This window comes from Gelidimonas diazotrophica, assembly GCF_055694025.1.
Window position 1 is genome coordinate 267,681 of sequence record NZ_CM146349.1, and the last position, 23,084, is coordinate 290,764.

The window sequence follows — 23,084 nt, forward strand, 5'->3', positions numbered from 1 at the left end:
ATGAGATTTGTAAGATTTATTGAGCTGCTGGAATCGGTGTGCTGGCGGGCTTAGTGGCCGGTGCAGCTTCAGGCGTTGCTGCTGGAATTGCGGCGGAAGTTGCTGCAGAATTTGTGACGGAAGTTGCTGTAGCAGCGGGCGCTGGCTTGGCCTGCAGATACAGCGGCCCTTTTTGACCGCAGGCGCTCAGCAGGCAGGTCAGGGTGGTAAAAGCGGCAATGGCGCCAAAGCGCGACAAACTGAAAGGGGAGTTCACAATGAGAATCACGATTAGAATCACGGTTACATAAACGCATGGGAGTGTAGCATGACCGAATCAGAATTTTTGGCGCTGGCCGAGTCGACATTGAGCGCAATCGAAGCCGCACTGGAACGCGCCACCGAGTCCGGCGATCTGGATGTCGAATGCAGTCGCAGCGGCAACGTGCTGGAAATCGAATTTATCGACAACGGCTCCAAAATCATCGTCAATAGCCAGGCACCGATGCAGCAGATGTGGGTCGCGGCGAAATCAGGCGGATTCCATTACAAACACGAGGATGAGCACTGGGTCAATACCCGCGACGGCTCGGAACTGCGCGCCGCCCTGTCGCGCATGGTGAGCGAACAAGGCGGCCTCGGTGTGACGCTGGACGGATTCTAAGGGGTGGCAAACTGCCGGCTTAGAACAGTTCGTTCTTGACTTCGTTGCCGGTCGGAGTGCCGGCCTCGTCCAGGCCCAGGCTTTGGACGCCGGTGCCGGGCGGATTTTCAGCATAGTAATAGTCGCCGTTGGCGGCGATGATGCCGTTCGGTATCGGGCGCTCTTCAATCGGCAAGGTGTTGACGACCTTTTGCATGTAATCGATCCAGATCGGCAGCGCCAGGCCGCCACCGGTTTCCCGGTTGCCCATATTCTTGGGTTTATCAAAGCCCATCCAGGCGATGCCAACCAGTTTCGGCTGGTAACCGGCGAACCAGGCATCGATCGAATCGTTGGTGGTACCGGTCTTGCCGGCCAGATCGGGGCGTTTCAGCACCAGTGCTTTGCTGGCAGTGCCATGACTGACCACATCCCTGAGCATGTTGTCCATCAGGAACGCATTGCGTTCGTCAATCACCCGATTGCTTTCGTCGCCCGCATTCTCAGGTACTACCTGCGACAACAGATTGCCGTCAGCATCGGTGATTTTCGAGATGATATAAGGACTGACCTTGTAGCCGCCATTGGCAAATACCGAGTAAGCGCCGGCCATTTGCAGCGGAGTGACCGCGCCGGCGCCCAGCGCGAGCGTCAGATACGGCGGATTCTTGTCGGCATCGAAGCCGAACCGGGTCGCGTATTCCTGCCCGTACTTGGCGCCGATCTTGTTCAGTATCCGTACCGAAACCAAGTTTTTTGATTTGGTCAAGCCCCGGCGCATCGTCATCGGGCCTTCGTATTTGCCGTCATAATTTTTCGGTTCCCACGACTGCCCGCCGGTCAGCCCGCCGCCGAAGGTGATCGGTGCATCGTTGATGATGGTGGCCGGCGACATGCCTTTTTCCAGCGATGCGGAATAAATGAAAGGCTTGAACGCAGAGCCGGGCTGGCGCCAGGCTTGGGTGACATGATTGAACTTGCTGCGGTTGAAATCGAAGCCGCCAACCAGCGAGCGGATTGCACCATCGTCGGTGCCGACCGAGACGAAAGCCGCCGACACTTCAGGCATGTGCGTAATGCTCCAGCCCTTGCCGCCTTGGGTCACGCGAATCACTGCGCCGCGTGTGATGCGGTGATTCGGCGCTGCCTTGCTGGACAGCCAGCTATTGGCAAAACTCAGGCCGCTGCCGGCAATGTCGATTTCTTCGCCGGAAGACAGCACCGCACGGACTTTTTGCGGTGTTGCGTCGAGTACGATCGCGGCCACCAGATCGTCGCTATCGGAATAGTCGGCCAGGGTTTTTTCGATCGCATCGTCAGCCTCGGCCTTGTTCGACGGGAGTTCCATGAAGCCTTCCGGCCCGCGATAGCCATGGCGCCTCTCGTAATCCATCACGCCGCGGCGCAGCGACAAATAGGCTGCGTCCTGATCGGTCTTGCGGATCGTGGTGTATACATTAAGACCGCGGGTATAGGTATCTTCCTTGTACTGTTCATAGACCAGTTGCCGGGTCATCTCGGCCACATATTCGGCATGCATGCCGAATTCGTTGCTGAAGCTCTTGATGCGCAGGGTTTCGTTTTTTGCCTGTTCCAATTGCGCGTCGTTGATGTAGCCGAGCTGGTGCATCCTGCTCAGGATGTATTGCTGGCGGGTTTTGGCGCGCTTGGGATTGACCACCGGATTGTTGGACGAAGGGGCTTTCGGCAGCCCGGCCAGCATTGCTGCTTCGGCGGTGGTGACATCCTGTAATTTTTTACCAAAATAAATCTGGGCGGCCGAGGCAAAGCCGTAGGCGCGCTGCCCCAGATAAATCTGGTTCATGTACACCTCAAGAATCTGGTCCTTCGACAGGCTTTTCTCGATTTTCCAAGCCAGCAGCGCTTCATATATCTTGCGTTTGAAAGTTTGTTCGCTGGATAGAAAGAAATTGCGCGCCACCTGCTGGGTGATGGTGGAAGCGCCCTGTCTGGCGCCGCCACTCAGGTTGTGGACCGCGGCCCGGATGATGCCCTGATAGTCAATGCCGCCATGTTCATAAAAGCGATCATCCTCGATCGCAAGAACCGCTTTTTTCATCACATCGGGAATATCCTTGATGCGCACCATGCTGCGCCGTTCTTCGCCAAACTCGCCAATCAGCACATTATCGGCAGAAAAGATGCGCAGCGGCATCTTTGGCCGGTACACTGTGAGCGCATCCAGCGCCGGCAAATTCGGGTATGCCAGCGCGATTGCAATGCCGAGCACCAGCACGCCAATCAGTACCAGGCCTATTACCAACCCTGTTGCTCCGATCAGGATTCGGGCAGTCCAGCCGAGTGGGCTTGAGGGTGATTTTTTTGTGGATTTTGCAGCGTTGTTGGATGTCATGCGCGGTGTCTGGTTGAAGTCGTTATCGGCGACATTATAGCGGCAGCCGTAAATAATCCCTCTCGAATGCAGGGGCGCCGCCGCGTGCCGGGCCAATTGTGTACGACCTGAGTTGCAGGTAAATCGGATTTTGGCAACGCATATTATTGTTTCTTTGTGGAAATTTCTTTACATATTCGGGCGCTTATTGCTACGATTTAAAGTAATTTTAAAAAGTTTGATCTAAATCACTACCTTAGAAGAAAAATAAATTTGCATTTTCATACTGCTCCGCAAGTTGGACAGCCATTTGGATGTTGCGTTCACACGGTGCGTCACGTTAAGTCACGTTAAGAGAGGCTGTCTTTGGCTATTGAAATTAGATCGTTATTCGGCGCCAGAAATCCGCCATTGATAGGCCTGGATATCAGTACTTCAGGGGTGAAGTTAGTCGAGTTGTCCGAGCTCAGTAAGGGCGAATTGCGACTGGAGCGTGCCGCATTTGAAGCATTGCCGCGCGGCGCCATCGTGGATGGCAATATTGAAAATATCGAGCAGGTTGCTGAGGCGGTACGTCGCCTCTGGAAGAAAAGCGGCACCCGCGCAAAAAATGTTGCATTGGGAATGCCGTCAGCTTCGGTCATCACCAAGAAGATTGTCTTGCCGGCAGGAATGTCGGAGCTGGAGCTGGAACTGCATGTCGAGTCGGAAGCCAGCCAGTACATTCCGTTTGCACTGGACGAAGTCAGCCTCGATTTTGATGTGATTGGCCCATCCGGCAATTCCCCCGACGATGTAGATGTCTTGCTCGCGGCCTCGCGCAAAGAAAAGGTGGAAGACCGGGTGGCGGTTGCCGAGTCGGCTGGCTTGAAGCCGGTAGTCATGGATATCGAATCGTACGCGGCCAGGTCCGCGCTACTACGCATCGATACGGTGCGGCCCAAGGCCGGCAAGGGACAAATCATCGCATTGTTCCAGATTGGTGCGCAGTTGACGCATATCTCCGTGGTGCTGGATGGACAGGTAATTTACGAGCGCGAGCAACCATTTGGCGGCAATCAGCTGACCCAGGATATCGTGCGCACCTATGGTTTGGCCTTTGAAGAGGCCGAGATCAAGAAGAAGGCGGGCACTTTGCCCGACAACTATGCGGCTGAACTGCTTATGCCGTTTCTGGAAAGTGCGGCGCAAGAGATCACCCGTGCGATACAGTTCTTTTTCACCTCGACGCCGCATGCCCGCATCGACCGGCTGTTTCTCGCCGGGGGCTGCGCCACCATCCCCGATCTGGTCGATATCGTTGCCAACAGGACAAAGATTGCCAGCGCGGTCGTCAACCCTTTTGCCGGCATGAAACTGAGTGATGGGATACGTGAAAAACAATTGCGCATCGATGCGCCCGCTTATTTAGTCGCTTGCGGCCTGGCGCTGCGGAGGTTCGATCTATGATCAGGATTAACCTGCTTCCGCATCGGGAAGAAAAGCGTAAAAAACGCCAAAGTGAATTTTACGCAATGCTGGGTTTGGCCGGCACTGTGGCGGCGCTGATTGTGATTCTGGTGGGCTTTGGCATTGGAAATAAAATTTCCGTACAAGAGCAGCGCAATAACTTCATCAAGACCGAAAATGCCAGGCTCGATATCCAGATCAAGGAAATCTCTACGCTAAAACAGGAGATCGAGGCGTTGACGGCACGCCAGCAAGCGGTAGAGGATTTGCAGGGAGACCGCAACCAGCCAGTCTACCTGATGGATGAGTTGGTCAAGCAAACTCCCGAGGGCGTCTATTTGCGCGCCTTCAAGCAGGACGGACAGCGTGTGGTCCTGAATGGCTACGCACAGTCGAATGAGCGGGTTTCGGAGTTTTTGCGCAATCTCAGTAATAACTCTTCCTGGCTTAACTTGCCCGAGCTGATTGAAATCCGCTCCACCAACCTTGGGCAAGGCAAGGACGCCAAAAAAGTCTTCGAATTCACCGTCAATGTGGGTATCAAGCGGCCGCGTGACAAAGAGCCAGAGGCGGCAGCAAATGCCAGTGTCTCCCCCGCGCAATCCTGACAACAAAGCAAGAGAGACGCTTCATGGCAGATGTAAAACAAGTGATCGATTCACTCGCAGCACAATTCCAGGACCTCGATGGACGACAGCCAGGTCAGTGGCCGCTGGCGCCACGCCTGTTGTGCGCATTCGGGGCCCTGCTTGCAGTACTGGTGCTGGGTTGGTATTTTTACTGGAGTGACCAGATTACAGCGCTGGACGCCGGGGTCCAGCAGGAGCAAAAGCTCAGAGATGAATACCGCAGCAAGATCGCGCAAGCCATGAATCTTGACGGTCTGCGCAAACAAAAAGAGCTAGTGGGCCAATATGTCGCCACGCTGGAAAAGCAATTGCCGAACAAGGCTGAGATGGATGCGCTGCTGTCCGATATCAATCAGGCCGGCATTGGGCGGGGCCTGCAATTCGAACTGTTCAAGCCGGGTCAGGTGGCAGTCAAAGACTACTATGCCGAGCTGCCGATCAATATCAAAGTCGTCGGCAGTTATCACGATGTCGGTGCATTCACCAGCGATATCGCCCATTTGCCGCGCATCGTCACGCTCAACAGCATGAATCTGGTCGCAGGCAAGGATGGCGCATTAAGCCTGGAAGCGGTCGCCAAGACGTTTCGCTACCTGGACCCGGAAGAAGTTGCAGCCCAGCGCAAGCTGGCTACCGACAAGAAGGGTGGCAAAAAATGATGTGTTTCCGATGGGTAAAGAGTTTGCCGCTGGTGCTGCTGCTGACCAGCTTGGGCGGGTGCGGCGACAGTGAGCAACTGGAAGTCACGCAATGGATGAAAGATGTCAAGCGTGAAACAAAAATTATCATTCGCAAAATTGACGAACCCAAACAATTCACGCCGTTTGCCTACAGTGCCGCTGATGCGGTCGACCCTTACGACCCAATCAAGCTGTCCGTGGCGCTGGCGAAAATGCGGGCCAAATCGAATAGCATGCTCAAGCCTGATCTTGATAGGCGGCGGGAAGTACTGGAAGCTTATCCGCTGGACACGCTGAAAATGGTCGGCACTTTGCAAAAAACCGGGCTGAGTTATGCGCTATTGCAGGTTGATAAGGCGGTGTTCCAGATCAAGGTAGGCAATTATGTCGGTCAAAACTTCGGAATGGTGACCAAAGTGACCGAAACCGAATTGGAATTAAGGGAAATTTTTCAAGATGCGTCAGGGGAGTGGACTGAGCGCCAAGCCACGCTAGAGTTGCAGGAGAGTAAAAAATGAACGCATTAAAAAAACAATATAAAAGCTTGGATGCGATGGTGTCCGTAGTCATAGCCGCAAAGCGGGCAGCACAGAAGTCGGTAGTGCTCTGCCTGTGGTTAGTCAGCGGTTTCGCGCTGGCGCAAACACCTGCCGATAATGCGATTGAATCGGTCGTGGCCAATCAGCAGGGCGCCAACGTGATAGTCAAAGTGACGTTTAAAAAACCGCTGACCAAAGCGCCGCTCGGTTTTGCGATCACCAGTCCGGCCCGTATTGCGCTGGATTTCGCCGGTGTCAGCAATGCCACCGGCAAGTCGGCGCAGGACATCAACCTGGGCGATGTCACCAATGTCAACCTGGTGCAGGCAGCGACGCGTTCGCGTCTGGTGTTCAATCTGAAGCGGCCCTTGCATTACGCCACCGTGGTCGAAGGCAATATGGTCATTGTGACGATTGACGGTTCCGGCGGCATTGCCACCCCAACAGGCGCATCCGGCTTGCCGGTAGTGGTCGCAGCACCGGCGGTGGCCGGCAAGCAAGATATCCGTTACATCGACTTTCGTCGTGGGGTGGCAGGAGAAGGGCGCATTATCGTTGATTTGCCGAACAGCCAGATTGGTGTCGATGTGCGCCAGCAGGGTCAAACGATTGTGGTGGATTTTCTGAAAGCAAGTCTGCCGGAAGTGCTGCGCCGCCAGATGGATGTGGCCGATTTCGGCTCGCCCGTGCAAACCATCACGACGCTGCCGCAAGGAAACAATGTGCGCATGACCATCGAGCCCAAAGGATTGTGGGAGCACAGCGCCTATCAGAGCGAATCCCAACTGGTGATCGAAGTCAGGCCGATCAAGGAAGACTCCAACAAGCTTACCCAAGGAACGCAGGGCTACCGGGGTGAAAAGCTGTCGTTGAATTTTCAGAATGTCGAGGTGCGCGCGGTACTGCAAGTCATCGCCGATTTCACCGGTCTCAATATTATCACCAGCGATAGCGTCAATGGCAATCTGACCCTCAGATTGAAAGACGTGCCGTGGGATCAGGCGCTCGATATCGTGATGCAAGCCAAGGGCCTGGATATGCGCAAAAATGGCAGCGTGCTCTGGATTGCGCCCAAAGATGAATTATTGACCAAGGAAAAGCTGGAACTGGAGCAAAAGGCGCAAATCGCCGAACTGGAACCGCTGCGCTCGGAATCTTTTCAGTTGAATTACCAAAAAGCGGAGTCATTCAAGCTCGTTTTCGGCCTTGACGGTGCCGCCGACAGCAAAAACCGCATTCTGTCGAAACGCGGCAGCGCCGTCATCGACCCGCGCACCAATCAGTTGTTCGTCACCGATATTGCCTCCAAACTGGAAGATATCCGCAAATTGATCCAGAAGACTGATATTGCTTCACGTCAAGTTCTGATCGAGGCACGGATTGTGGAAGCAGACGATAAATTCAGCCGCAACTTGGGCGCCAAGCTTGGGGTGACTGATCTTCGAACCCTGCGCGGTGGAGACTCGGGTTATTCAGTCGGAGGCGATAATCGCCTTACCTTTACTGGCAATTATCTCGGGGTGGGCGAGCAGACTGGCCAAGCCAAGGTGACGGAGGGTAGTTATATTCCCAATTCCCAATTCGTCAATTTGCCGGCTGCCGGCATTGGCGGCCTCAATCCCGGCAGTCTTGCTATCAGCCTGTTCTCGGCCGCAGCCAACCGTTTCCTGAATCTGGAGTTGTCGGCACTGGAAGCGGATGGCAAAGGCAAGATTATCTCCAGTCCACGTGTGGTAACTGCCGATCAAATGAAAGCCTTGATCGAGCAGGGCACCGAATTGCCGTATCAGGAAGCATCCAGCAGCGGCGCCACTTCGGTCGCATTCCGCAAAGCCAACTTGCGCCTCGAAGTCACGCCGCAAATCACGCCTGACGGCAACATCATCCTCGATGTCGATGTCAATAAAGACAGCGTCGGCGTAGAAACCCGCGCCGGTTTCGCTATCGATACCAAGCATGTCAAAACGCAGGTGCAAGTTGAAAATGGCGGAACAGTCGTACTCGGCGGCATCTATCAGCAAACTTTGCGTAATTCAGAGACCAAAGTACCATTTTTCGGCGATATCCCGGTATTCGGCTACCTGTTCAAGTCAACCGGCCGTGTCGATGATAAAACCGAACTGCTGATCTTTATCACGCCAAAAATTGTGGAAGATCGCTTGACAACGCGTTGATTAAAAGTTTTAAAAACAGTAAGGGTAAGGAGAAAATAATGCGATTTGGTCTGAAAAATAGTTCGAGGAATATGCTTCTGAATATTGGTGCAGGCGCTTTGGCTGCAATCATGATGGCGGCTTGTGGCGGTGGCGGGGGATCGCCAGGTACGACTGGTGGAGCGGGCACAGGCGCAACAGGCGATCTGAGCGCAACCAAAGGCAAGATGACGGTGACGCTGATAGATCAGAATGGCAATCCGGCAAATTTAGTAAGCGGAGCCGTCGCATTGAGCGCCAAAGCCAAGGTGGTGGATTCGACGGGTAAACCCGTCGTGGGCGCAGTCGTGAAATTTTCAGCTGCAGATACCACTTTGGTCGGTGTCAGCCCGGCATCCGATTTGACCGATGCCAATGGTGTTGCGATAGTCACCATCACCGCAGCTAGTCCGTCTGCGGCAGGAGCCACCACGATTGCGGCAGAATCGGCATTTAATGATGCGGCGAATCCAGTGACGCAGATTTCCCTGTCCGGAACCACCAATTTGAAAGTTGGGGTTGCAGCCCAAGCCGCGCCATCGACAATTGAGCTGGTTTCATATATGCCTGCAGATCGTTCGATTCTGATTAAAGGCAGTGTAGGTACGGGGCGCAGCCAGGCGGCGCAAGTGATATTCAAGGTCACAGGTAACGGACAACCTATTGCCAATCAGAAAGTTAAGTTTGAGTTCCAGCCCGCGAATGCCGACTTGACGTTTGCCAGCAACAGCGGCGTGACCGGCCAAGGCGGGGAAGTTACGGCGATCGTAAATTCCGGCGAGACGGTCACTGTTGCTGCTGTGAAAGTAACTGTGCTTGATGCCACTGGCAATCCGACTTCAATTGTTGCTACCTCGGATCAAATCTCCGTAACCAACGATACCACTAGCTTAGGCGGCATTTCGCTTTCTGCCGACAAGTTCTTCTTCGAAGCCGGTAATTTTGATGGAAGTGAAGTCGCGATTACGGCAAGATTGACCGACAAGCAGGGCGGTCAGGTGACTGATGGCACCGTTGTAACCTTTATCACGGATGGTGGGGCAATTACTGGTCTAAACAATAGTGCAATGTGCCAGACCAAAGACGGCGCCTGTAGCGTGAAACTGGTCGGCCAGAATCCACGCCCCGCAAGTGGTATCGCCACAGTCACCGCGTCGGTTCAGGTGGATGGCAGTATCAAACCAACCAAAATCTGGATTGTCATGAGCGGCTCGTTGGCTACTTTTACCGGCAACTTCAATGCCGATGCGACGACAAGCTGTGATCCGCAAACCATTACCTTCAATGTGGCAGATGGAAGAGGGAATCCGATGCCGGAAGGATCGAAGCTAACGATCCTCACTTCGCAAAATGCAACAGCGAAAGTTGTCGGTGATACGGTTAAATATGGTTTTGTGCTGACAGGAGGAACCACTCATGATGTGGAAATCACGCCGGGGGATAAATGCTTCGGCGGTGGTGCAAACATTGCATCAGGAAGCGCAACCTTATTACTTACAACACCCAATGGTTTCGAGTCCACTCAAGTCGTGACAGTGAATTACAAAGCAAACTAGCCGTTCAGTCACCTTATAATGGCCGAAGAATTCTTTCGGCTATTTTTTATGAACAAAAACATCTTCCTCGTCGGCCTGATGGGCGCTGGCAAAACTACTGTCGGGCGCGCCCTGGCCAAGAAACTGAACAAGCGTTTCGTTGATTCGGACCATGAGATCGAGGCGCGCACTGGCGCCTCGATCCCGTGGATTTTTGAAATCGAGGGGGAGGGCAGTTTTCGCCGGCGGGAAGCGGAAGTGATTCGCGACCTGACGGCGGAGCAGGGCATCGTGCTGGCTACCGGCGGCGGTGCGATTCTCGATGCAGAGAGCAGGGCTTACTTGCATGCGCGCGGTACGGTGGTGTACTTGCGTACCAGTGTGCAAAATATTTTGCAGCGCACCGGGCATGACAAGAACCGGCCGTTGTTGCAGACTGCCGATCCGCGCAAACTGCTGGAAGAACTCAGTCGCCAGCGCGATCCCCTGTATCGCGAAATTGCCCATGTCGTCATCGATACCGGGCGACCAAATGTACAATTCATGGTGCATTCCATATTGCACCACTTGGGACTGTCAGTGCAGTTTGAGCAGACTGCACACTCTTGTGCGCTTGACGAACCCCAGAATAAACGGCAACAGATGAATACTTTGCAACACCATTCCATGCAACTGAAAGTCGATCTGGGCAACCGCAGCTATCCGATCATCATCGGCCAGTCGCTGCTGACCGACCCCATTCTGCTCGGGCGGCATATCCAGGGCCAGCGGGTGGCGGTGGTGACCAACGCCACTGTGGCGCCCTTGTATCTGGAGCCGTTTGCGCAGGCGTTGCAGGCGGCCGGCAAACAGGTAATGACCATCATCCTGCCCGACGGCGAGGAGTATAAAAACTGGGCCAGTCTGATGCAGATTTTCGATGCCTTACTGGGCGCAAAATGTGACCGCAAGACCACCCTGATTGCGCTGGGCGGCGGCGTCATCGGCGACCTGACCGGGTTTGCGGCCGCCAGTTATATGCGCGGCATACCTTTCATTCAAGTCCCAACCACGTTGCTGTCGCAGGTCGATTCTGCCGTCGGCGGCAAGACCGGTATCAACCATCCGCTGGGCAAAAACATGATTGGCGCGTTTTACCAGCCGCAGGCAGTGATCAGCGACACCAGTACGTTGGCCACCTTGCCGGCGCGCGAATTGGCCGCCGGTCTGGCCGAAATCATCAAGATGGCGGCCATCATCGATGCGCCATTCTTCGACTGGATCGAGAGCAATATCGCCAAACTGGTGGCGCGGGACACTGCCGCGATTACCGCGGCAATCCACCGTTCCTGCGAAATCAAGGCCGATGTGGTGCGCCAGGATGAGCGCGAGGGCGGTTTGCGCGCGATTCTCAACTTCGGCCATACTTTCGGCCATGCGATCGAATCCGGACTCGGTTACGGCAAGTGGCTGCACGGTGAAGCGGTCGGTTGCGGCATGGTGATGGCCGCCGATCTGTCGTACCGGCTGGGTTTTATCGATTACGTGACCAAGATTCGTGTCAATACTCTGGTGCAGGCAGCAGGTTTGCCGACGGTAGCGCCGGATCTGGGCCAGGCGCGCTGGCTGGAGTTGATGGAAGTCGACAAGAAAAACGAAGGCGGCCAGATCAAATTCATCCTCCTCAAGCCGCTCGGAAAACCCGCTATCATGAGCGTGCCGCCAGACATTCTGCTGGCAACGCTGCAAGCTGCAATTCATTAAATCACATTAAATTTGACTCCAGGCCCATGAACCTCAACGCCAATCTTGCTCCCTATGCAGCCCAGCCGGCCACATCGCAAGGCCGGCGTTTTGCGGAGCCGCCGCCTTCCTCGCGCACCGAGTTCCAGCGCGACCGTGACCGCATCATCCACTCTGCCGCCTTTCGCCGTCTGGAATACAAGACGCAAGTCTTTGTCAATTACGAAGGCGACCTGTTCCGCACCCGTTTGACGCATAGCCTTGAAGTGGCGCAAATCGCCCGCTCGGTGGCGCGTAATCTGCGCCTGAACGAAGATTTGATCGAAGCCATCGCGCTTGCGCATGACTTGGGGCACACGCCGTTCGGCCATGCCGGACAGGATGCGCTGAATGCCTGCATGCAGGGCTATGGCGGCTTTGAACATAATCTGCAAAGCTTGCGCGTGGTCGATGCGCTGGAACAACGGTATGGCGCTTTCGATGGCTTGAACCTGACCTTCGAGACCCGTGAAGGCATCCTCAAGCATTGCTCGCTGGAAAATGCGGCCAAGCTCGGTGCCATCGGCCAGCGTTTCATCGACCGCAGGCAGCCGTCGCTGGAGGCGCAGCTGGTCGATCTGGCTGACGCAATTGCTTATAACAATCACGATATCGATGACGGCTTGCGCTCCGGCTTGCTGACGGTCGAACAATTGGGCGAAGTCGATCTGTTCGCGCGTCATCGGCACGAAGTCGAAGCGGTATTTCCCGGCATCAGCGGGCGGCGGGCGATCTATGAAACGGTGCGTCGCATGATCAATGCGTTGATCGTCGATTTAATCCGGACTTCCGAGGCCCGCATCGCGCAGGCGCAACCGGCATCGATCGACGCGGTGCGCAGCGCCGGCACGCTGATCGCGTTTTCGGACCAGATGCGGCAGGATGCCGCCCTGATGAAGCATTTCCTGCATGAGAATCTGTACCGTCATTATCTGGTCAACCGCATGACGACCAAGGCGCGCCACATCATTACCGCGCTGTTTGAAGCCTTCATGGAAGAGCCGAGTCTGCTGCCGCCGGACCATCGCCTGCCTGCCGGGCAGAACGACTTGCAGGCGCAGGCGCGCAAAATTGCCGATTATATTGCCGGCATGACCGACCGTTATGCAACGCGCGAACATCGGCGTTTATTCATGGTGGAAGAACTCTGATAATTGGGGCATTAAAAAATACACCTCCAGGTATTTTTTAATACCGCATGTATAGCATGCGGAAAATCCACTGTTTTTAAATATACCCCCTGCTTATAAAGGTTTCCCGTAACTATTCAGCCGGCAAGGCAATTAAGAGCGGAATGGTACGATGTTGTAGGAGCGCACCCGGGCGCGATCAACGGCTGCAGTCAGGCGACTGCTTCCGCGCCCGGGTGCGCTCCTACAAAAAACCACTTCGGTTTGGAAGTTTCTTGATGCGGGCTGAATAGTTACGGTTATTCGAGGCTTCGCAGCGGATGCGCGTGCGGCGGCCAGACCGGCGCGAAGAAGCCGGCGATCATGTCCGGCGTTACCTCAGCCAGCGTGGCCGGATTCCACTGCGGCGCGTTATCCTTGTCCACCACCAGTGCCCGCACACCTTCGATGACTTCGCCCTGCTCGAAGCAATGACGCACCATGGTGCGCTCCATGCGCAGGCATTCGGCCACGCTCAGGGCGGCGCTGCGCCGGATCTGTTCCAGCGTCACGCACATCATCAGCGGCGAACGTTTTTGCATGAGGGCCAGAGTCTTTTGGGCGAACGGTGCTTGGTCCTGCGACAGCGATTTGATGATGTCTGGCACTGTATCCTGTGCAAAATGGCGATTGATCGCGTCCCGATGAACCGCCAGCATGCTGGCCTCGGGCGCAATGCCATTGTCGAAGTCGGCTGCGAAGTCGCAAATGGCCGTCCGCACCTCGATATCGTCGCCGGATTCGAGCATTTCTGTTAAGACCGGCAATTGCGACGACGGCAGGAAAAAATCGGCCAGGCCCGCATACAAGGCGTCCGCGGCGGTGATGATGTCGCCGGTAACGCCCAGATAGGTACCGAGTTGCCCTGCACATCGCGACAGAAAATAGCCGCTGCCGACATCCGGGAACAGGCCGATATTGACTTCCGGCATCGCCATTTTGGTGCGTTCGGTCACGATGCGCAGCCGGCTGGCAGGGCCGGCTTGCGCCACGCCCATGCCGCCGCCCATCACCACGCCATCCATCAGCGCGATATACGGTTTCGGATAATGATGGATCAGGTGGTTGAGCGCATATTCTTCGGTGAAAAAATCTTCCAGCAAAGCGCTGCCGCCACGCGGCGTTGCAATGCCGACATCGTAAAAGAAACGAATATCGCCGCCCGCGCAGAAAGCTTTTTCGCTGCTGCTGCGGATCAGCACCGCGCGGATGCCGGTGTCGGCGCGCCACGCCAGCAGCGTTTCAGTGAGAGTCCGGATCATCTCCAGCGACAAGGAATTGAGCGCCTTGGGACGATTCAGCGTGATGCAGCCGATCTGGTTTTCGGTCGAAATGTGAACGTGTTCTGTCATGGTGAAAGTGCGCCTTGGCTGGAATGGTGAATGGAGTTGCAATCGGGTAACAGTAGCAGATTGAACCGATGTATCAGGTACCAAAAAGGGCGCATCTTGCGCCCTTGATTGTTGCGAGTCGAATTGTTCGACTCTGCGTATCTCCTCTCAGGAAATCGCGGACGCTTCCGGCAACTCGGGTTCTCCGTCCCGGTGCTTGATGGCATCGTGTGGGTGGTCTTGTACCTTGCCCTTGTGCTTGATGATTTGGCGGTCGAGCTTGTCGATCATCGTATCGATGGCTGCGTACAGGTTTTGATCCGTGCTTTCAGCGTGCAGCGCTTTCCCGCTGAGATTCAGGTTGATTTCAGCGCGTTGCCGTTTTTCTTTTTCAGGGAGATTGTCAACGCTCAGGATGAGCGCGATATCAATGACATGATCGAAGTGGCGCGTAATGCGCTCGACTTTGGATTGTACATATTCGCGAATGGCGGGGGTTACTTCGAGGTGATGTCCACTGATGGTGAGATTCATAAAACACTCCTATGGAAATTATCGCTGCCTGCTTCGGGCCTGATGGGGCGGCCAGAGTCAAAATGCAGCAACAGTAACTGCATTGCAAGGACTTCAGACGACTGGACTACAAAGACTTTCGCAAATTGACAGGCGGGATTTTGAGCGCTTCGCGGTATTTTGCGACGGTACGACGGGCGATGACCATACCTTGCTCGCCCAGCATGTCGGCGATTTTACTGTCGGAAAGTGGTGTTTTCTGGTTTTCAGCTCCTATCAATTGTTTGATGAGTGCGCGGATTGCAGTGGAGGAAGCTTCTCCTCCGGTTTCGGTGGCGACATGGCTGCCAAAGAAGTATTTCAACTCAAACATACCATGCGGCGTGAGCATGTATTTTTGGGTAGTGACGCGGGAGATTGTGCTCTCGTGCAGGTTTAGTGTATCAGCAATTTCACGCAAGACAAGAGGCCGCATGGCGACTGCGCCGTGGCTGAAAAAATTCCGTTGCCGCTCGACTATCGCTTGTGCAACGCGCAAAATCGTATCAAAACGCTGCCGCATATTCTTGATCAGCCACTTCGCTTCCTGCAGCTGCGACGTCATCGAGCCGCTTCCCTTGTCTTGCTTAAGGATGTTGGCATACAGTGCATTGACCCGCAGGCGCGGCATGACTTCATGGTTCAAACTGACTTGCCAGCCATTTTTGCCGGGCCTGACTATGACGTCGGGCACTACATAATCGGCACTGCCGCTGCCGAATATGGCGCCCGGATGCGGGTTGCATTGCCTGATCAGCGCCTGTGCTTCGCGCAAATCCTCATCGTCGCAATCGAGCAGTTTTCTGAGTTTGCTAAAGTCGCGCTGCGCAAACAAAGCCAGGTGTTGTTCGACGATGGCCAGCGCCAGGCGACGCGTAACGAACGGTGCTTTAGGCAGGCGGCGGATCTGCAGCGCCAGACATTCCGACGGGTTGCGTGCGCCAACCCCGGCCGGGTCGAAACTTTGCAGCAAGGCCAGCGCGAACGTCAGATCTTCCGGCTCGATATCGAGTTCGGACGGCAAGCGAGCGTGGATGGCGTCAAGAGATTCTTCCAGGTAGCCATTGTCATCGAGCGCATCGATCAGCAATTCCAGCAACGCGCGGTCGCGCTGTTGCTGCAAGCTTAAATGGGCTTGCTCCAGCAGGTGCTCGCGCAGAGTGCATTCGTGGGCGCCGAGCTGGGCCCGGCCGTCGTCGTCTTCCGGTGCTTTGCTGGTGCGCGCCACATCGTCAAAACTCCAGTCCGATGCGGCCGTCTGTGCATCGGGCGTATCGAATCCGGCATCTGCTTCGGCGGCGCTGCCGTCTTGCATACTGGCTGGATCGGTTTCAGCTGAGGCTGTGGTGGTGGCAGGGCTGGTGCTGATTGCGCCATCGGCCAGCAAACGCACCGAATGGTCGAGCGGATCGTCCAGCCGTTCCAGCAGCGGGTTGTCGCACAGAATCTGTTCCAGTTCCTGGTGCAGCTCCAGCGTCGACAATTGCAGCAGGCGAATCGATTGCTGCAACTGCGGCGTCAGCGCAAGATGCTGCGAAGTGCGCAGCTGGAGTGATTGCTTCATACCGAAAGGACTTGTCGCATCAGGTGGTTTATCTTCACATGCGGAAATGTTCGCCCAGGTACACCCGCCGTACCGAGGCATCTTCAATGATGTCGTCGGGCTGGCCGCTGGCCAGCACCGCACCCTGGTTGATGATGTAGGCGCGGTCGCAGATGCCGAGGGTTTCGCGCACATTGTGGTCGGTGATCAGCACGCCGATGCCGCGCTCCTTGAGGAAACGCACGATGCGCTGAATCTCGATGACGGCAATCGGATCGATCCCGGCAAACGGTTCATCGAGCAGGATGAAGCGCGGGTTGGTGCCCAGCGCCCGGGCGATCTCGACCCGCCGGCGTTCGCCGCCGGAAAGCGACAGCGCCTGATTTTCGCGCAATTTTTCAATTTGCAAGTCGGCCAGCAGCTTGTTCAGGCGTTCTTCAATGGCAGCTTTCGAGAGCGCTTTGCCATTTTCTTTTTGCAACTCCAGTACTGCACGGATATTGTCCTCGACCGTCAGTTTACGAAAAACCGAGGCTTCCTGCGGCAGGTAAGACAGACCGAGTAACGCGCGGCGATGGATCGGCAGGCGCGAGATGTCGACGCCGTCGAGATCAATGGTGCCGGCGTCCGATGGCACCAAACCTACGATCATGTAAAACGATGTGGTCTTGCCGGCCCCGTTGGGGCCTAGCAAGCCAACCACTTCGCCGCTTTTTACTTCCAGCGAGATGTCGCGCACGACCAGCCGTTTGCTGTAACTTTTTTGCAGCCCGCGCACGCTCAGGGTACTGCCTGGGATACTGGATCGGCTCATCTTATTGGCCCTTTACAGTACGCGGCTGGATGGTCACCTTGATGCGCCCGTTGCCCGGCGTGCCGGCACCGCTGGCGCTGTTGGTAACGTTGAAGAATTCGCTGCCGCTGTTGTAGGAAATGAATTCGCCTTCGACTTCGTCGATGGTCTTGCTGCCATCGAGCCGCTTCAGCTTCGCGTGCGAAAACAATTTGGCTATTTCTGCCTTGGTATCGTATTCGATCCGCTCTGCCTGTCCTTCCACCCACAGGTTGGGACCGCCATCGCGCTTCTGGCGAAAGGTTGCCACTGCACCCGGTGCGCCGTACAAAGTGGCGAACTGATAGCCGGCCGGGTCTGTCGTGACGACCACCTTGCCCGCTTTCATCAGCAGCGTGCCGCGCGTTAAGACCACGTTGCCGATGAAGGTGTTGATCTGTTTGAGATCATCGTAAGCCATTTGGTTGGCTTCGATGTTGGTCGGCTTGTCTGCATCGGCTTTTTCGGCCAGCGCGCCCGCCGAAAAAATCATCCCGGCCAGCGTCAGGGACATCAGAAAAAACCGTTTCATAACGCTATTCCTATCAAAGAGGGTTGGTTGCCGCAGGCTCGGTGCAGTAAGCATCAATGCGCCGACGATGCCGGAAAGCTGCCGCGCACATTGCCCGATACACGCAATTCCCGGGTGGCGTTGTTGGCAAATAGGCCATTGCCCGAGAGCGTGGACTGGCCCAGCAGTACTTTCACCGGCTGGTCCGACTGCATCACATCTTCGTCGGGCAGCAGCAGCAGGTATTCGGTTTCTAGGTGCAGGGCTTGGCTCTGGCCGGAAGCGGGGCGATCGATTTGCACTTTCTTGTGCAGATGCACCTTGCTGTTATCGTCTTCGATGATTGCGCTTTCGGCGCGCATCGTCATCGGTGCGCGTGCCTGGCCCGGGTTGATGATGACCGGTTGCACGATTTGGTAAGAGTCATGCAGTGGCTCGTGGGTGAGCCTGTCGCCGGACATCTTGTAGTGCAGCTGTCCGTTTTTGGCGAGTTGAATGAATTTAAAATTATCGACATAGAAATCGGGTTCGCTGCGGGCAATATCCGGTGCGTTATCGATACCGCTTTTGCGCATCACTTCCAGCACCCAGAAACTGCCCAGCGTCATGACTACACCCAACGCAATGATCACGATCAGGCGCAGGCGATAGGTCGCGCCGGCGGTTTTCATGTCAGGTACGGCGCCAGCGCCGCCTCGTAATTGCCTTGCGCGCGCAGGATGAAGTCGCAAATCTCGCGCGCCGCGCCACGCCCGCCGCCGGCTTGCGTCACGTAATGGACCCGACACTGCACTTCGGGGTGTGCGTTCGGCACACTGGCGGCAAAACCTACCCGCGTCAGGATCGGCAGATCGATCACATCGTCGCCGATAAAGCCGCAGGATTGCATCGGGATTCCGGTCTGCGCCAGCAATTGCTCGAAGGCGTGCCGCTTGTCGTGCATCCCCTGCTGCACATGCACAATGCCCAGATCGGTTGCGCGCCGGGCCACGATGGCCGACTGGCGCGCGCTGATGATGGCGGTGGCTACACCCGATTGCTGCAACAGCTTGATGCCGTGGCCGTCGAGCACGTTGAAGCTCTTGATGACTTCGCCTTCCGGGCCGAAGTGCAGGCTGCCGTCGGTCAGGACGCCGTCGACGTCGAAAATCATCAACTTGACCTGGGTTGCGCGCTGCCGGGCACGTTCGATACGGTCATTGTCCTGCGTCATCAGATGACCTTGGCGCGGGTCAGGTCGTGGATATGCAGCGCCCCGATCAGAACCCCATCAGTGTCGGCCACCAGCAACTGGTTGATGCGGAATTGTTCCATGATTTCAACCGCTTCCACCGCCAACTGGTCGGGGCCGATGGTGCGCGGGTTGGCGTGCATCACGTCGGCGATCAGCAGTTTGCTGAAATCCTGGACATGCTCAATCAGGCGCCGCAAATCGCCGTCGGTAAACACGCCGACGGCGTGAAACCCATCGTCCACCACGGCGGTCATGCCGATGCTTTTGCGGGAAACTTCCAGCAGGGCGGCGCTCAGCGTGGCGTCGACCGCTATGGCCGGAACCGCGTCGCCGCTGCGCATCACGTCGCGCACACGGGTCAGCAGGCGGCGGCCGAGTGCGCCGCCGGGGTGCGAGCGGGCAAAATCTTCGGCCTGGAAGCCGCGCGCATCCAGCAGCGCCACCGCCACCGCATCGCCCAGCGCCAGAGCGGCGGTGGTGCTGGCAGTCGGCGCCAGATTCAGCGGACAGGCTTCGCGGTCGACCCGGACGTTGAGGTGCACATCGGACAGCAGCGCCAGGCTGGAAGCATCATTGCCTGTCATGGCGATGTGTTTGGCGCCCATGCGCTTGATGATCGGCACGATAGCCACCAGTTCCGCCGCTTCGCCTGAGTTGGAAATCGAAATAAAAACATCCTGCGCGGTCACCATGCCGAGATCGCCGTGCGCCGCTTCCCCCGGATGCAGGAACAAAGCCGGGGTGCCGGTTGAGGCCAGGGTCGAGGCGATTTTGCGGCCGATGTGGCCGGATTTGCCCATCCCGGACACCACTACACGACCGCGGCAAGCGAACAAGATGGCAACTGCCCGGCCAATGCGGTTGTCATCGGCGCACAGCCGCCCCTTTAGCGCCAGTATCGCGTCAGCTTCGATTTGCAGCGTTTCACGCGCCAAATCGAGCGCACGCAGCGCTTGGGGTGCGCCGAACGTCGTTGGCAAGTTTTTTGCAATGGATTGATTCATACTGAAAGTATAATCGAATTAGCAAAGCAAAAAACCTGCCAGTGGTAACAAAACTGTCTGCCCTGCGCCAACTTATTAAAAATCATGTTCTCAGCACTGGAAATTACCCTCATTTTGTTAAGCGCCGCGGTGTTGGGCGTGGTCGCTTTTCGCATGCTGCAAATGCCGCCGATGCTGGGGTATCTGGTGGTAGGCATGCTGATCGGACCGCACGCACTCGGTTTGGTGGAAGATAGTAAAAATACCCACCAGCTGGCGGAATTCGGCGTGGTTTTCCTGATGTTTTCGATTGGCTTGGAATTCTCGCTGCCGAAGCTTTTTGCCATGCGCAAAACCGTGTTTGGGCTGGGCATGGCGCAAGTGCTGTTTACGATTGCCGCCGCCATGGCATTTGGCTTGATGATGGCGACTTTGTTGCCGCAGCTGATGTCGATCAGCTGGCAGGCCTCGTTTGCATTGGGCGGCGCGCTGGCGATGTCGTCGACCGCGATTGTGTCGAAGATGCTGACCGAACGCATGGAGCTGGAAAGCGAACACGGGCGGCGCATTATCGCCATCCTGCTATTCCAGGATCTGGCGCTGGTGCCGTTGCTCATTATGGTGCCGGCGCTGGCCGGGGATCAGGGACATTTGCTTGAAACGCTGGCCTGGGCCGGCTTCAAGGCGGTGATTGTGCTGGTCTTGCTATTGTTCATCGGCCAGAAACTGATGCGCTGGTGGTTCCAGGTGGTGGTCAAGCGGCGTTCGCAAGAGCTGTTCATGCTCAATCTGTTGCTGATCGTGCTGGGCGCGGCCTGGATTACCGAAATGGCCGGCTTGTCGCTGGCGCTGGGCTCGTTCATCGTCGGCATGCTGATTTCCGAGACCGAATACAAGCATCAGGTGGAAGAAGACATCAAGCCGTTTCGCGATGTCTTGCTCGGCCTGTTCTTCATTACCATCGGCATGCTGCTCAACGTTACGCTGGTGTTGCAGAACTGGTGGCTGGTGCTGTTATTGCTGCTGGTGCCGGTGCTGTTCAAATTCGTGCTGATAGCCGGCCTGGCCAAAGCCTTTGGCGCTTCCGCCGGAATTGCCTTGCGCACCGGATTGGGGTTGGCGCAGGCGGGTGAATTCGGTTTCGTTTTGCTGAATCAGGCCGGCGCCCTGCAGCTGGTCGATCCGTTCATCATTCAGCTGATTTTGGCCGCGATGGTGTTGTCGATGCTGTTGACGCCGTTCATCCTGGCCCAATCGGACGCCATCGTGCTGAAATTGTCGGCTAACGAATGGATGGTCCAGTCACTGGCGCTGACCCAGATTGCCTCGCGCACGATGTCGAACCAAAAGCACGTGATCATTGCCGGCTTCGGCCGTGGCGGACAGAGTCTGGCCAAGCTGCTCGAAGAAGAGGGCCGGGCCTATCACGCGCTGGACCTGGACCCGGAACTGGTGCGCGACGCACAGGCGTCAGGCTCGCATGTCTCGTATGGCGATGCGGCGCGCCGGGAAAGTCTGGTCGCGGCCGGCATCAATCGCGCCGCCGTGCTGGTGGTGACCTATGCCAGCACGCCGTCGGCGCTCAAGCTATTGCATTGCGTGCATGAGCTGGCGCCGAATCTGCCGGTCATCGTGCGCAGTTACGACGATGCCGATCTTGAAAAATTGCGCGCAGCGGGCGCCACGGAAGTGGTGCCGGAAGCGATAGAAGGCAGCATGATGCTGGCTTCGCATGCGCTGGTGCTGCTGGGCGTGCCCTTACGTCGCGTGGTACATCGGATCAAGGCCGCGCGGGGCGAGCGCTATGCATCGTTTCGCGGCTATTTTCACGGTATGGCGGTGGACGCCAATGATACTGATTACTTGCAGATACGCTTGCGTACCGTGACGTTAAGCGATAAAGCCAGGGCAATAGGTAAGTCGCTAGAGGCGCTGGAACTCGACACCATCGAGGTCGACATCATGACCGTGCGCCGCGGTCCGCGCAATCTTGAGTTGTCCGCCAACCTGATTCTGGCGTTGGGCGACATCGTCGTGCTGCGCGGCACCATCAGGGCAATAGCGCTGGCAGAAGCGCGTCTATTGAAGTGAAAATGGTGGGTGGGTACGGCTTCATCGCACCCGTGCGTGCCAGACGAACCGCCACCCAAGCAACGTGGATTTTCCAATATCGTTGTGCATGTCCGCGTGGGCACAAAAGCGTGCCCATCCACCGAAAATAAATAGCATCAGGAAATCAGATGGAAGTATTTGAACGCATCCTCGGCATTATCTTGCCGGTCTTTTTCATCATCGCAATTGGCTTTGCGTTTGCCCGGTTTCGGGGTTCGGCGGCCAAGTCCGATATGGCTGCGGTGAATCGGGTCAGCATGGATGTGCTGTGCCCTTTGCTGGTATTTACCGCGCTGGCGGCGAAAGATTTCAACCTGGCCCAAAACGCCACCCTGATTCTGGCCGGCGTGCTGATTTCGCTCGGCTCCGGATTGCTGGCATGGCCGGTGGCGCGCTTGTCTGGCTTTGACGCGCGCAGCTTCGTGCCGCCGATGATGTACAACAACTGCGGCAATATGGGGCTGCCGCTGGCGGTGCTGGCGTTTGGCGAGGCCGGCCTGTCGGCAGCGGTGGCGCTGTTCATGGCATGCAACCTGATTTACTTTACCGTTGGCGTCAAGGTGCTTGAATCCGGCCGTGCCAACAGCGGCGCATCCCACTGGGCTTTCCTGAAAGGCCCGATGATGCTGTCGATGATCATCGGCGTGATTTTCTCGGTGGCGAAAATCCCGATCCCGGCACCGTTGTTCCAGGGCATGAAAATGCTGGGAGAGGCGTGCATCCCGATCATGCTGTTCGCGCTCGGCGTGCGCATGCTCGACATTACCTTCAAGAGCTGGCATATCGGCCTGGTCGGCGCCATCGTCTGCCCGCTTGCCGGGCTGATCGTCGCATTCGGACTGGATCAAGTCCTGAGCATGGACCCGGCGCAGCGCGGTCAGATGTACCTGTTTGCAGCGCTGCCGCCTGCCGTGTTCTGTTTCATGATGGCGGAAAAATACCAGCAAGAGCCGGACAAGGTGGCCTCGATTGTGCTGCTAGGAAACCTGGCCGCGCTCGCTTTCGTGCCGCTCGGTTTATGGATGGGTTTGCGTTGAACAGGCTACGGGAAACTTGT

Annotated in this window: 21 protein-coding genes; 11 read left to right on the top strand and 10 right to left on the bottom strand. The window is 56.4% G+C overall.

Going from position 1 to position 23,084, the window contains the following annotated elements:
* Positions 1-16: 16 nt before the first annotated feature.
* Positions 17-256 carry an LPS translocon maturation chaperone LptM gene (lptM, locus tag KGFNPO_RS01310; protein ID WP_472632735.1) on the bottom strand — a complete coding sequence of 80 codons (240 nt, stop codon included), beginning with the start codon at positions 254-256 and terminating at the stop codon, positions 17-19.
* A 51-nt stretch (positions 257-307) separates the two neighbouring features.
* On the opposite strand from lptM, the gene cyaY reads away from it, so the two are divergent.
* Positions 308-643, top strand: coding sequence for an iron donor protein CyaY (cyaY, locus tag KGFNPO_RS01315; protein WP_472632736.1), 336 nt, complete (start codon positions 308-310; stop codon positions 641-643).
* Between the two features lie 19 nt (positions 644-662).
* Here the strand turns inward: cyaY and KGFNPO_RS01320 are convergent, their stop codons facing one another.
* Positions 663-2,996: a penicillin-binding protein 1A gene (locus tag KGFNPO_RS01320; protein ID WP_472632737.1), complete on the bottom strand. Its 2,334-nt coding sequence runs from the start codon at positions 2,994-2,996 to the stop codon at positions 663-665.
* A gap of 345 nt (positions 2,997-3,341) precedes the next feature.
* On the opposite strand from KGFNPO_RS01320, the gene KGFNPO_RS01325 reads away from it, so the two are divergent.
* From KGFNPO_RS01325 to KGFNPO_RS01360, 8 genes are read left to right on the top strand one after another with little or no spacing between them, the layout of a single operon-like run.
* On the top strand, positions 3,342-4,424 hold the full coding sequence (locus KGFNPO_RS01325) for a pilus assembly protein PilM (RefSeq protein WP_472632738.1): 1,083 nt from the start codon (positions 3,342-3,344) through the stop codon (positions 4,422-4,424).
* Positions 4,421-5,032: a PilN domain-containing protein gene (locus KGFNPO_RS01330; RefSeq protein WP_472632739.1), complete on the top strand. Its 612-nt coding sequence runs from the start codon at positions 4,421-4,423 to the stop codon at positions 5,030-5,032. Before KGFNPO_RS01325 ends, KGFNPO_RS01330 begins: the two co-directional genes overlap by 4 nt.
* Positions 5,033-5,055: 23 nt before the next feature.
* Positions 5,056-5,712, top strand: coding sequence for a type IV pilus inner membrane component PilO (locus KGFNPO_RS01335; protein ID WP_472632740.1), 657 nt, complete (start codon positions 5,056-5,058; stop codon positions 5,710-5,712).
* A complete protein-coding gene (locus tag KGFNPO_RS01340; RefSeq protein WP_472632741.1) occupies positions 5,709-6,251 on the top strand; it encodes a pilus assembly protein PilP in 543 nt (180 codons plus the stop codon). Before KGFNPO_RS01335 ends, KGFNPO_RS01340 begins: the two co-directional genes overlap by 4 nt.
* Positions 6,252-6,286: 35 nt before the next feature.
* A complete protein-coding gene (pilQ, locus tag KGFNPO_RS01345; protein ID WP_472634537.1) occupies positions 6,287-8,446 on the top strand; it encodes a type IV pilus secretin PilQ in 2,160 nt (719 codons plus the stop codon).
* Between the two features lie 38 nt (positions 8,447-8,484).
* The gene (locus tag KGFNPO_RS01350) at positions 8,485-10,020 is read left to right on the top strand and encodes an Ig-like domain-containing protein (protein ID WP_472632742.1); all 1,536 of its coding nucleotides are present in this window, start codon (positions 8,485-8,487) and stop codon (positions 10,018-10,020) included.
* Positions 10,021-10,068: 48 nt separating this feature from the next.
* Complete coding sequence (gene aroKB / locus KGFNPO_RS01355; protein ID WP_472632743.1) at positions 10,069-11,742, top strand: bifunctional shikimate kinase/3-dehydroquinate synthase AroKB; 1,674 nt, start codon at positions 10,069-10,071, stop codon at positions 11,740-11,742.
* 26 nt (positions 11,743-11,768) lie between these two features.
* Positions 11,769-12,911 carry a deoxyguanosinetriphosphate triphosphohydrolase gene (locus KGFNPO_RS01360; protein ID WP_472632744.1) on the top strand — a complete coding sequence of 381 codons (1,143 nt, stop codon included), beginning with the start codon at positions 11,769-11,771 and terminating at the stop codon, positions 12,909-12,911.
* A gap of 278 nt (positions 12,912-13,189) precedes the next feature.
* Here the strand turns inward: KGFNPO_RS01360 and KGFNPO_RS01365 are convergent, their stop codons facing one another.
* The 8 genes from KGFNPO_RS01365 to KGFNPO_RS01400 form a co-directional block, all read right to left on the bottom strand.
* Positions 13,190-14,281, bottom strand: a complete 1,092-nt coding sequence (locus tag KGFNPO_RS01365; RefSeq protein WP_472632745.1) for an enoyl-CoA hydratase/isomerase family protein — start codon at positions 14,279-14,281, stop codon at positions 13,190-13,192.
* 147 nt (positions 14,282-14,428) lie between these two features.
* Positions 14,429-14,794 carry a ribosome hibernation-promoting factor, HPF/YfiA family gene (gene hpf / locus KGFNPO_RS01370; protein WP_472632746.1) on the bottom strand — a complete coding sequence of 122 codons (366 nt, stop codon included), beginning with the start codon at positions 14,792-14,794 and terminating at the stop codon, positions 14,429-14,431.
* A gap of 106 nt (positions 14,795-14,900) precedes the next feature.
* Positions 14,901-16,376 carry an RNA polymerase factor sigma-54 gene (locus KGFNPO_RS01375; RefSeq protein ID WP_472632747.1) on the bottom strand — a complete coding sequence of 492 codons (1,476 nt, stop codon included), beginning with the start codon at positions 16,374-16,376 and terminating at the stop codon, positions 14,901-14,903.
* 34 nt (positions 16,377-16,410) lie between these two features.
* Positions 16,411-17,169 (bottom strand): LPS export ABC transporter ATP-binding protein, encoded by a 759-nt coding sequence (gene lptB / locus KGFNPO_RS01380; protein ID WP_472632748.1) that lies wholly within the window; start codon positions 17,167-17,169, stop codon positions 16,411-16,413.
* 1 nt (position 17,170) lies between these two features.
* Entirely contained in the window at positions 17,171-17,719 is a 549-nt protein-coding gene (gene lptA, locus KGFNPO_RS01385) for a lipopolysaccharide transport periplasmic protein LptA (RefSeq protein ID WP_472632749.1), read from the bottom strand.
* Between the two features lie 53 nt (positions 17,720-17,772).
* Positions 17,773-18,369 (bottom strand): LPS export ABC transporter periplasmic protein LptC, encoded by a 597-nt coding sequence (gene lptC / locus KGFNPO_RS01390; protein ID WP_472632750.1) that lies wholly within the window; start codon positions 18,367-18,369, stop codon positions 17,773-17,775.
* The gene (locus KGFNPO_RS01395; RefSeq protein ID WP_472632751.1) at positions 18,366-18,911 is read right to left on the bottom strand and encodes a KdsC family phosphatase; all 546 of its coding nucleotides are present in this window, start codon (positions 18,909-18,911) and stop codon (positions 18,366-18,368) included. The genes lptC and KGFNPO_RS01395 overlap by 4 nt, the downstream gene beginning before the upstream one ends.
* Complete coding sequence (locus KGFNPO_RS01400; RefSeq protein WP_472632752.1) at positions 18,911-19,936, bottom strand: KpsF/GutQ family sugar-phosphate isomerase; 1,026 nt, start codon at positions 19,934-19,936, stop codon at positions 18,911-18,913. The genes KGFNPO_RS01395 and KGFNPO_RS01400 overlap by 1 nt, the downstream gene beginning before the upstream one ends.
* Before the next feature lie 84 nt (positions 19,937-20,020).
* Between KGFNPO_RS01400 and KGFNPO_RS01405 the strand changes: the two genes are divergently transcribed.
* Together KGFNPO_RS01405 and KGFNPO_RS01410 are read left to right on the top strand one after the other, a co-directional pair.
* Positions 20,021-22,006, top strand: coding sequence for a cation:proton antiporter domain-containing protein (locus KGFNPO_RS01405; RefSeq protein ID WP_472632753.1), 1,986 nt, complete (start codon positions 20,021-20,023; stop codon positions 22,004-22,006).
* A gap of 149 nt (positions 22,007-22,155) precedes the next feature.
* The gene (locus KGFNPO_RS01410; RefSeq protein ID WP_472632754.1) at positions 22,156-23,064 is read left to right on the top strand and encodes an AEC family transporter; all 909 of its coding nucleotides are present in this window, start codon (positions 22,156-22,158) and stop codon (positions 23,062-23,064) included.
* Positions 23,065-23,084 lie beyond the last annotated feature (20 nt).

Excerpts from the sequence above, each read along its gene's own strand:
- KGFNPO_RS01335 (WP_472632740.1), top strand. The coding sequence starts at position 5,056 with ATGGCAGATGTAAAACAAGTGATCGATTCACTCGCAGCACAATTCCAG.
- aroKB (WP_472632743.1), top strand. The coding sequence starts at position 10,069 with ATGAACAAAAACATCTTCCTCGTCGGCCTGATGGGCGCTGGCAAAACT.
- KGFNPO_RS01375 (WP_472632747.1), bottom strand. The coding sequence starts at position 16,376 with ATGAAGCAATCACTCCAGCTGCGCACTTCGCAGCATCTTGCGCTGACG.
- KGFNPO_RS01330 (WP_472632739.1), top strand. The coding sequence starts at position 4,421 with ATGATCAGGATTAACCTGCTTCCGCATCGGGAAGAAAAGCGTAAAAAA.
- lptB (WP_472632748.1), bottom strand. The coding sequence starts at position 17,169 with ATGAGCCGATCCAGTATCCCAGGCAGTACCCTGAGCGTGCGCGGGCTG.
- KGFNPO_RS01320 (WP_472632737.1), bottom strand. The coding sequence starts at position 2,996 with ATGACATCCAACAACGCTGCAAAATCCACAAAAAAATCACCCTCAAGC.
- KGFNPO_RS01360 (WP_472632744.1), top strand. The coding sequence starts at position 11,769 with ATGAACCTCAACGCCAATCTTGCTCCCTATGCAGCCCAGCCGGCCACA.
- pilQ (WP_472634537.1), top strand. The coding sequence starts at position 6,287 with ATGGTGTCCGTAGTCATAGCCGCAAAGCGGGCAGCACAGAAGTCGGTA.
- KGFNPO_RS01365 (WP_472632745.1), bottom strand. The coding sequence starts at position 14,281 with ATGACAGAACACGTTCACATTTCGACCGAAAACCAGATCGGCTGCATC.
- KGFNPO_RS01395 (WP_472632751.1), bottom strand. The coding sequence starts at position 18,911 with ATGACGCAGGACAATGACCGTATCGAACGTGCCCGGCAGCGCGCAACC.
- KGFNPO_RS01405 (WP_472632753.1), top strand. The coding sequence starts at position 20,021 with ATGTTCTCAGCACTGGAAATTACCCTCATTTTGTTAAGCGCCGCGGTG.
- KGFNPO_RS01350 (WP_472632742.1), top strand. The coding sequence starts at position 8,485 with ATGCGATTTGGTCTGAAAAATAGTTCGAGGAATATGCTTCTGAATATT.
- KGFNPO_RS01340 (WP_472632741.1), top strand. The coding sequence starts at position 5,709 with ATGATGTGTTTCCGATGGGTAAAGAGTTTGCCGCTGGTGCTGCTGCTG.
- KGFNPO_RS01400 (WP_472632752.1), bottom strand. The coding sequence starts at position 19,936 with ATGAATCAATCCATTGCAAAAAACTTGCCAACGACGTTCGGCGCACCC.
- hpf (WP_472632746.1), bottom strand. The coding sequence starts at position 14,794 with ATGAATCTCACCATCAGTGGACATCACCTCGAAGTAACCCCCGCCATT.
- KGFNPO_RS01410 (WP_472632754.1), top strand. The coding sequence starts at position 22,156 with ATGGAAGTATTTGAACGCATCCTCGGCATTATCTTGCCGGTCTTTTTC.
- lptA (WP_472632749.1), bottom strand. The coding sequence starts at position 17,719 with ATGAAACGGTTTTTTCTGATGTCCCTGACGCTGGCCGGGATGATTTTT.
- cyaY (WP_472632736.1), top strand. The coding sequence starts at position 308 with ATGACCGAATCAGAATTTTTGGCGCTGGCCGAGTCGACATTGAGCGCA.
- lptC (WP_472632750.1), bottom strand. The coding sequence starts at position 18,369 with ATGAAAACCGCCGGCGCGACCTATCGCCTGCGCCTGATCGTGATCATT.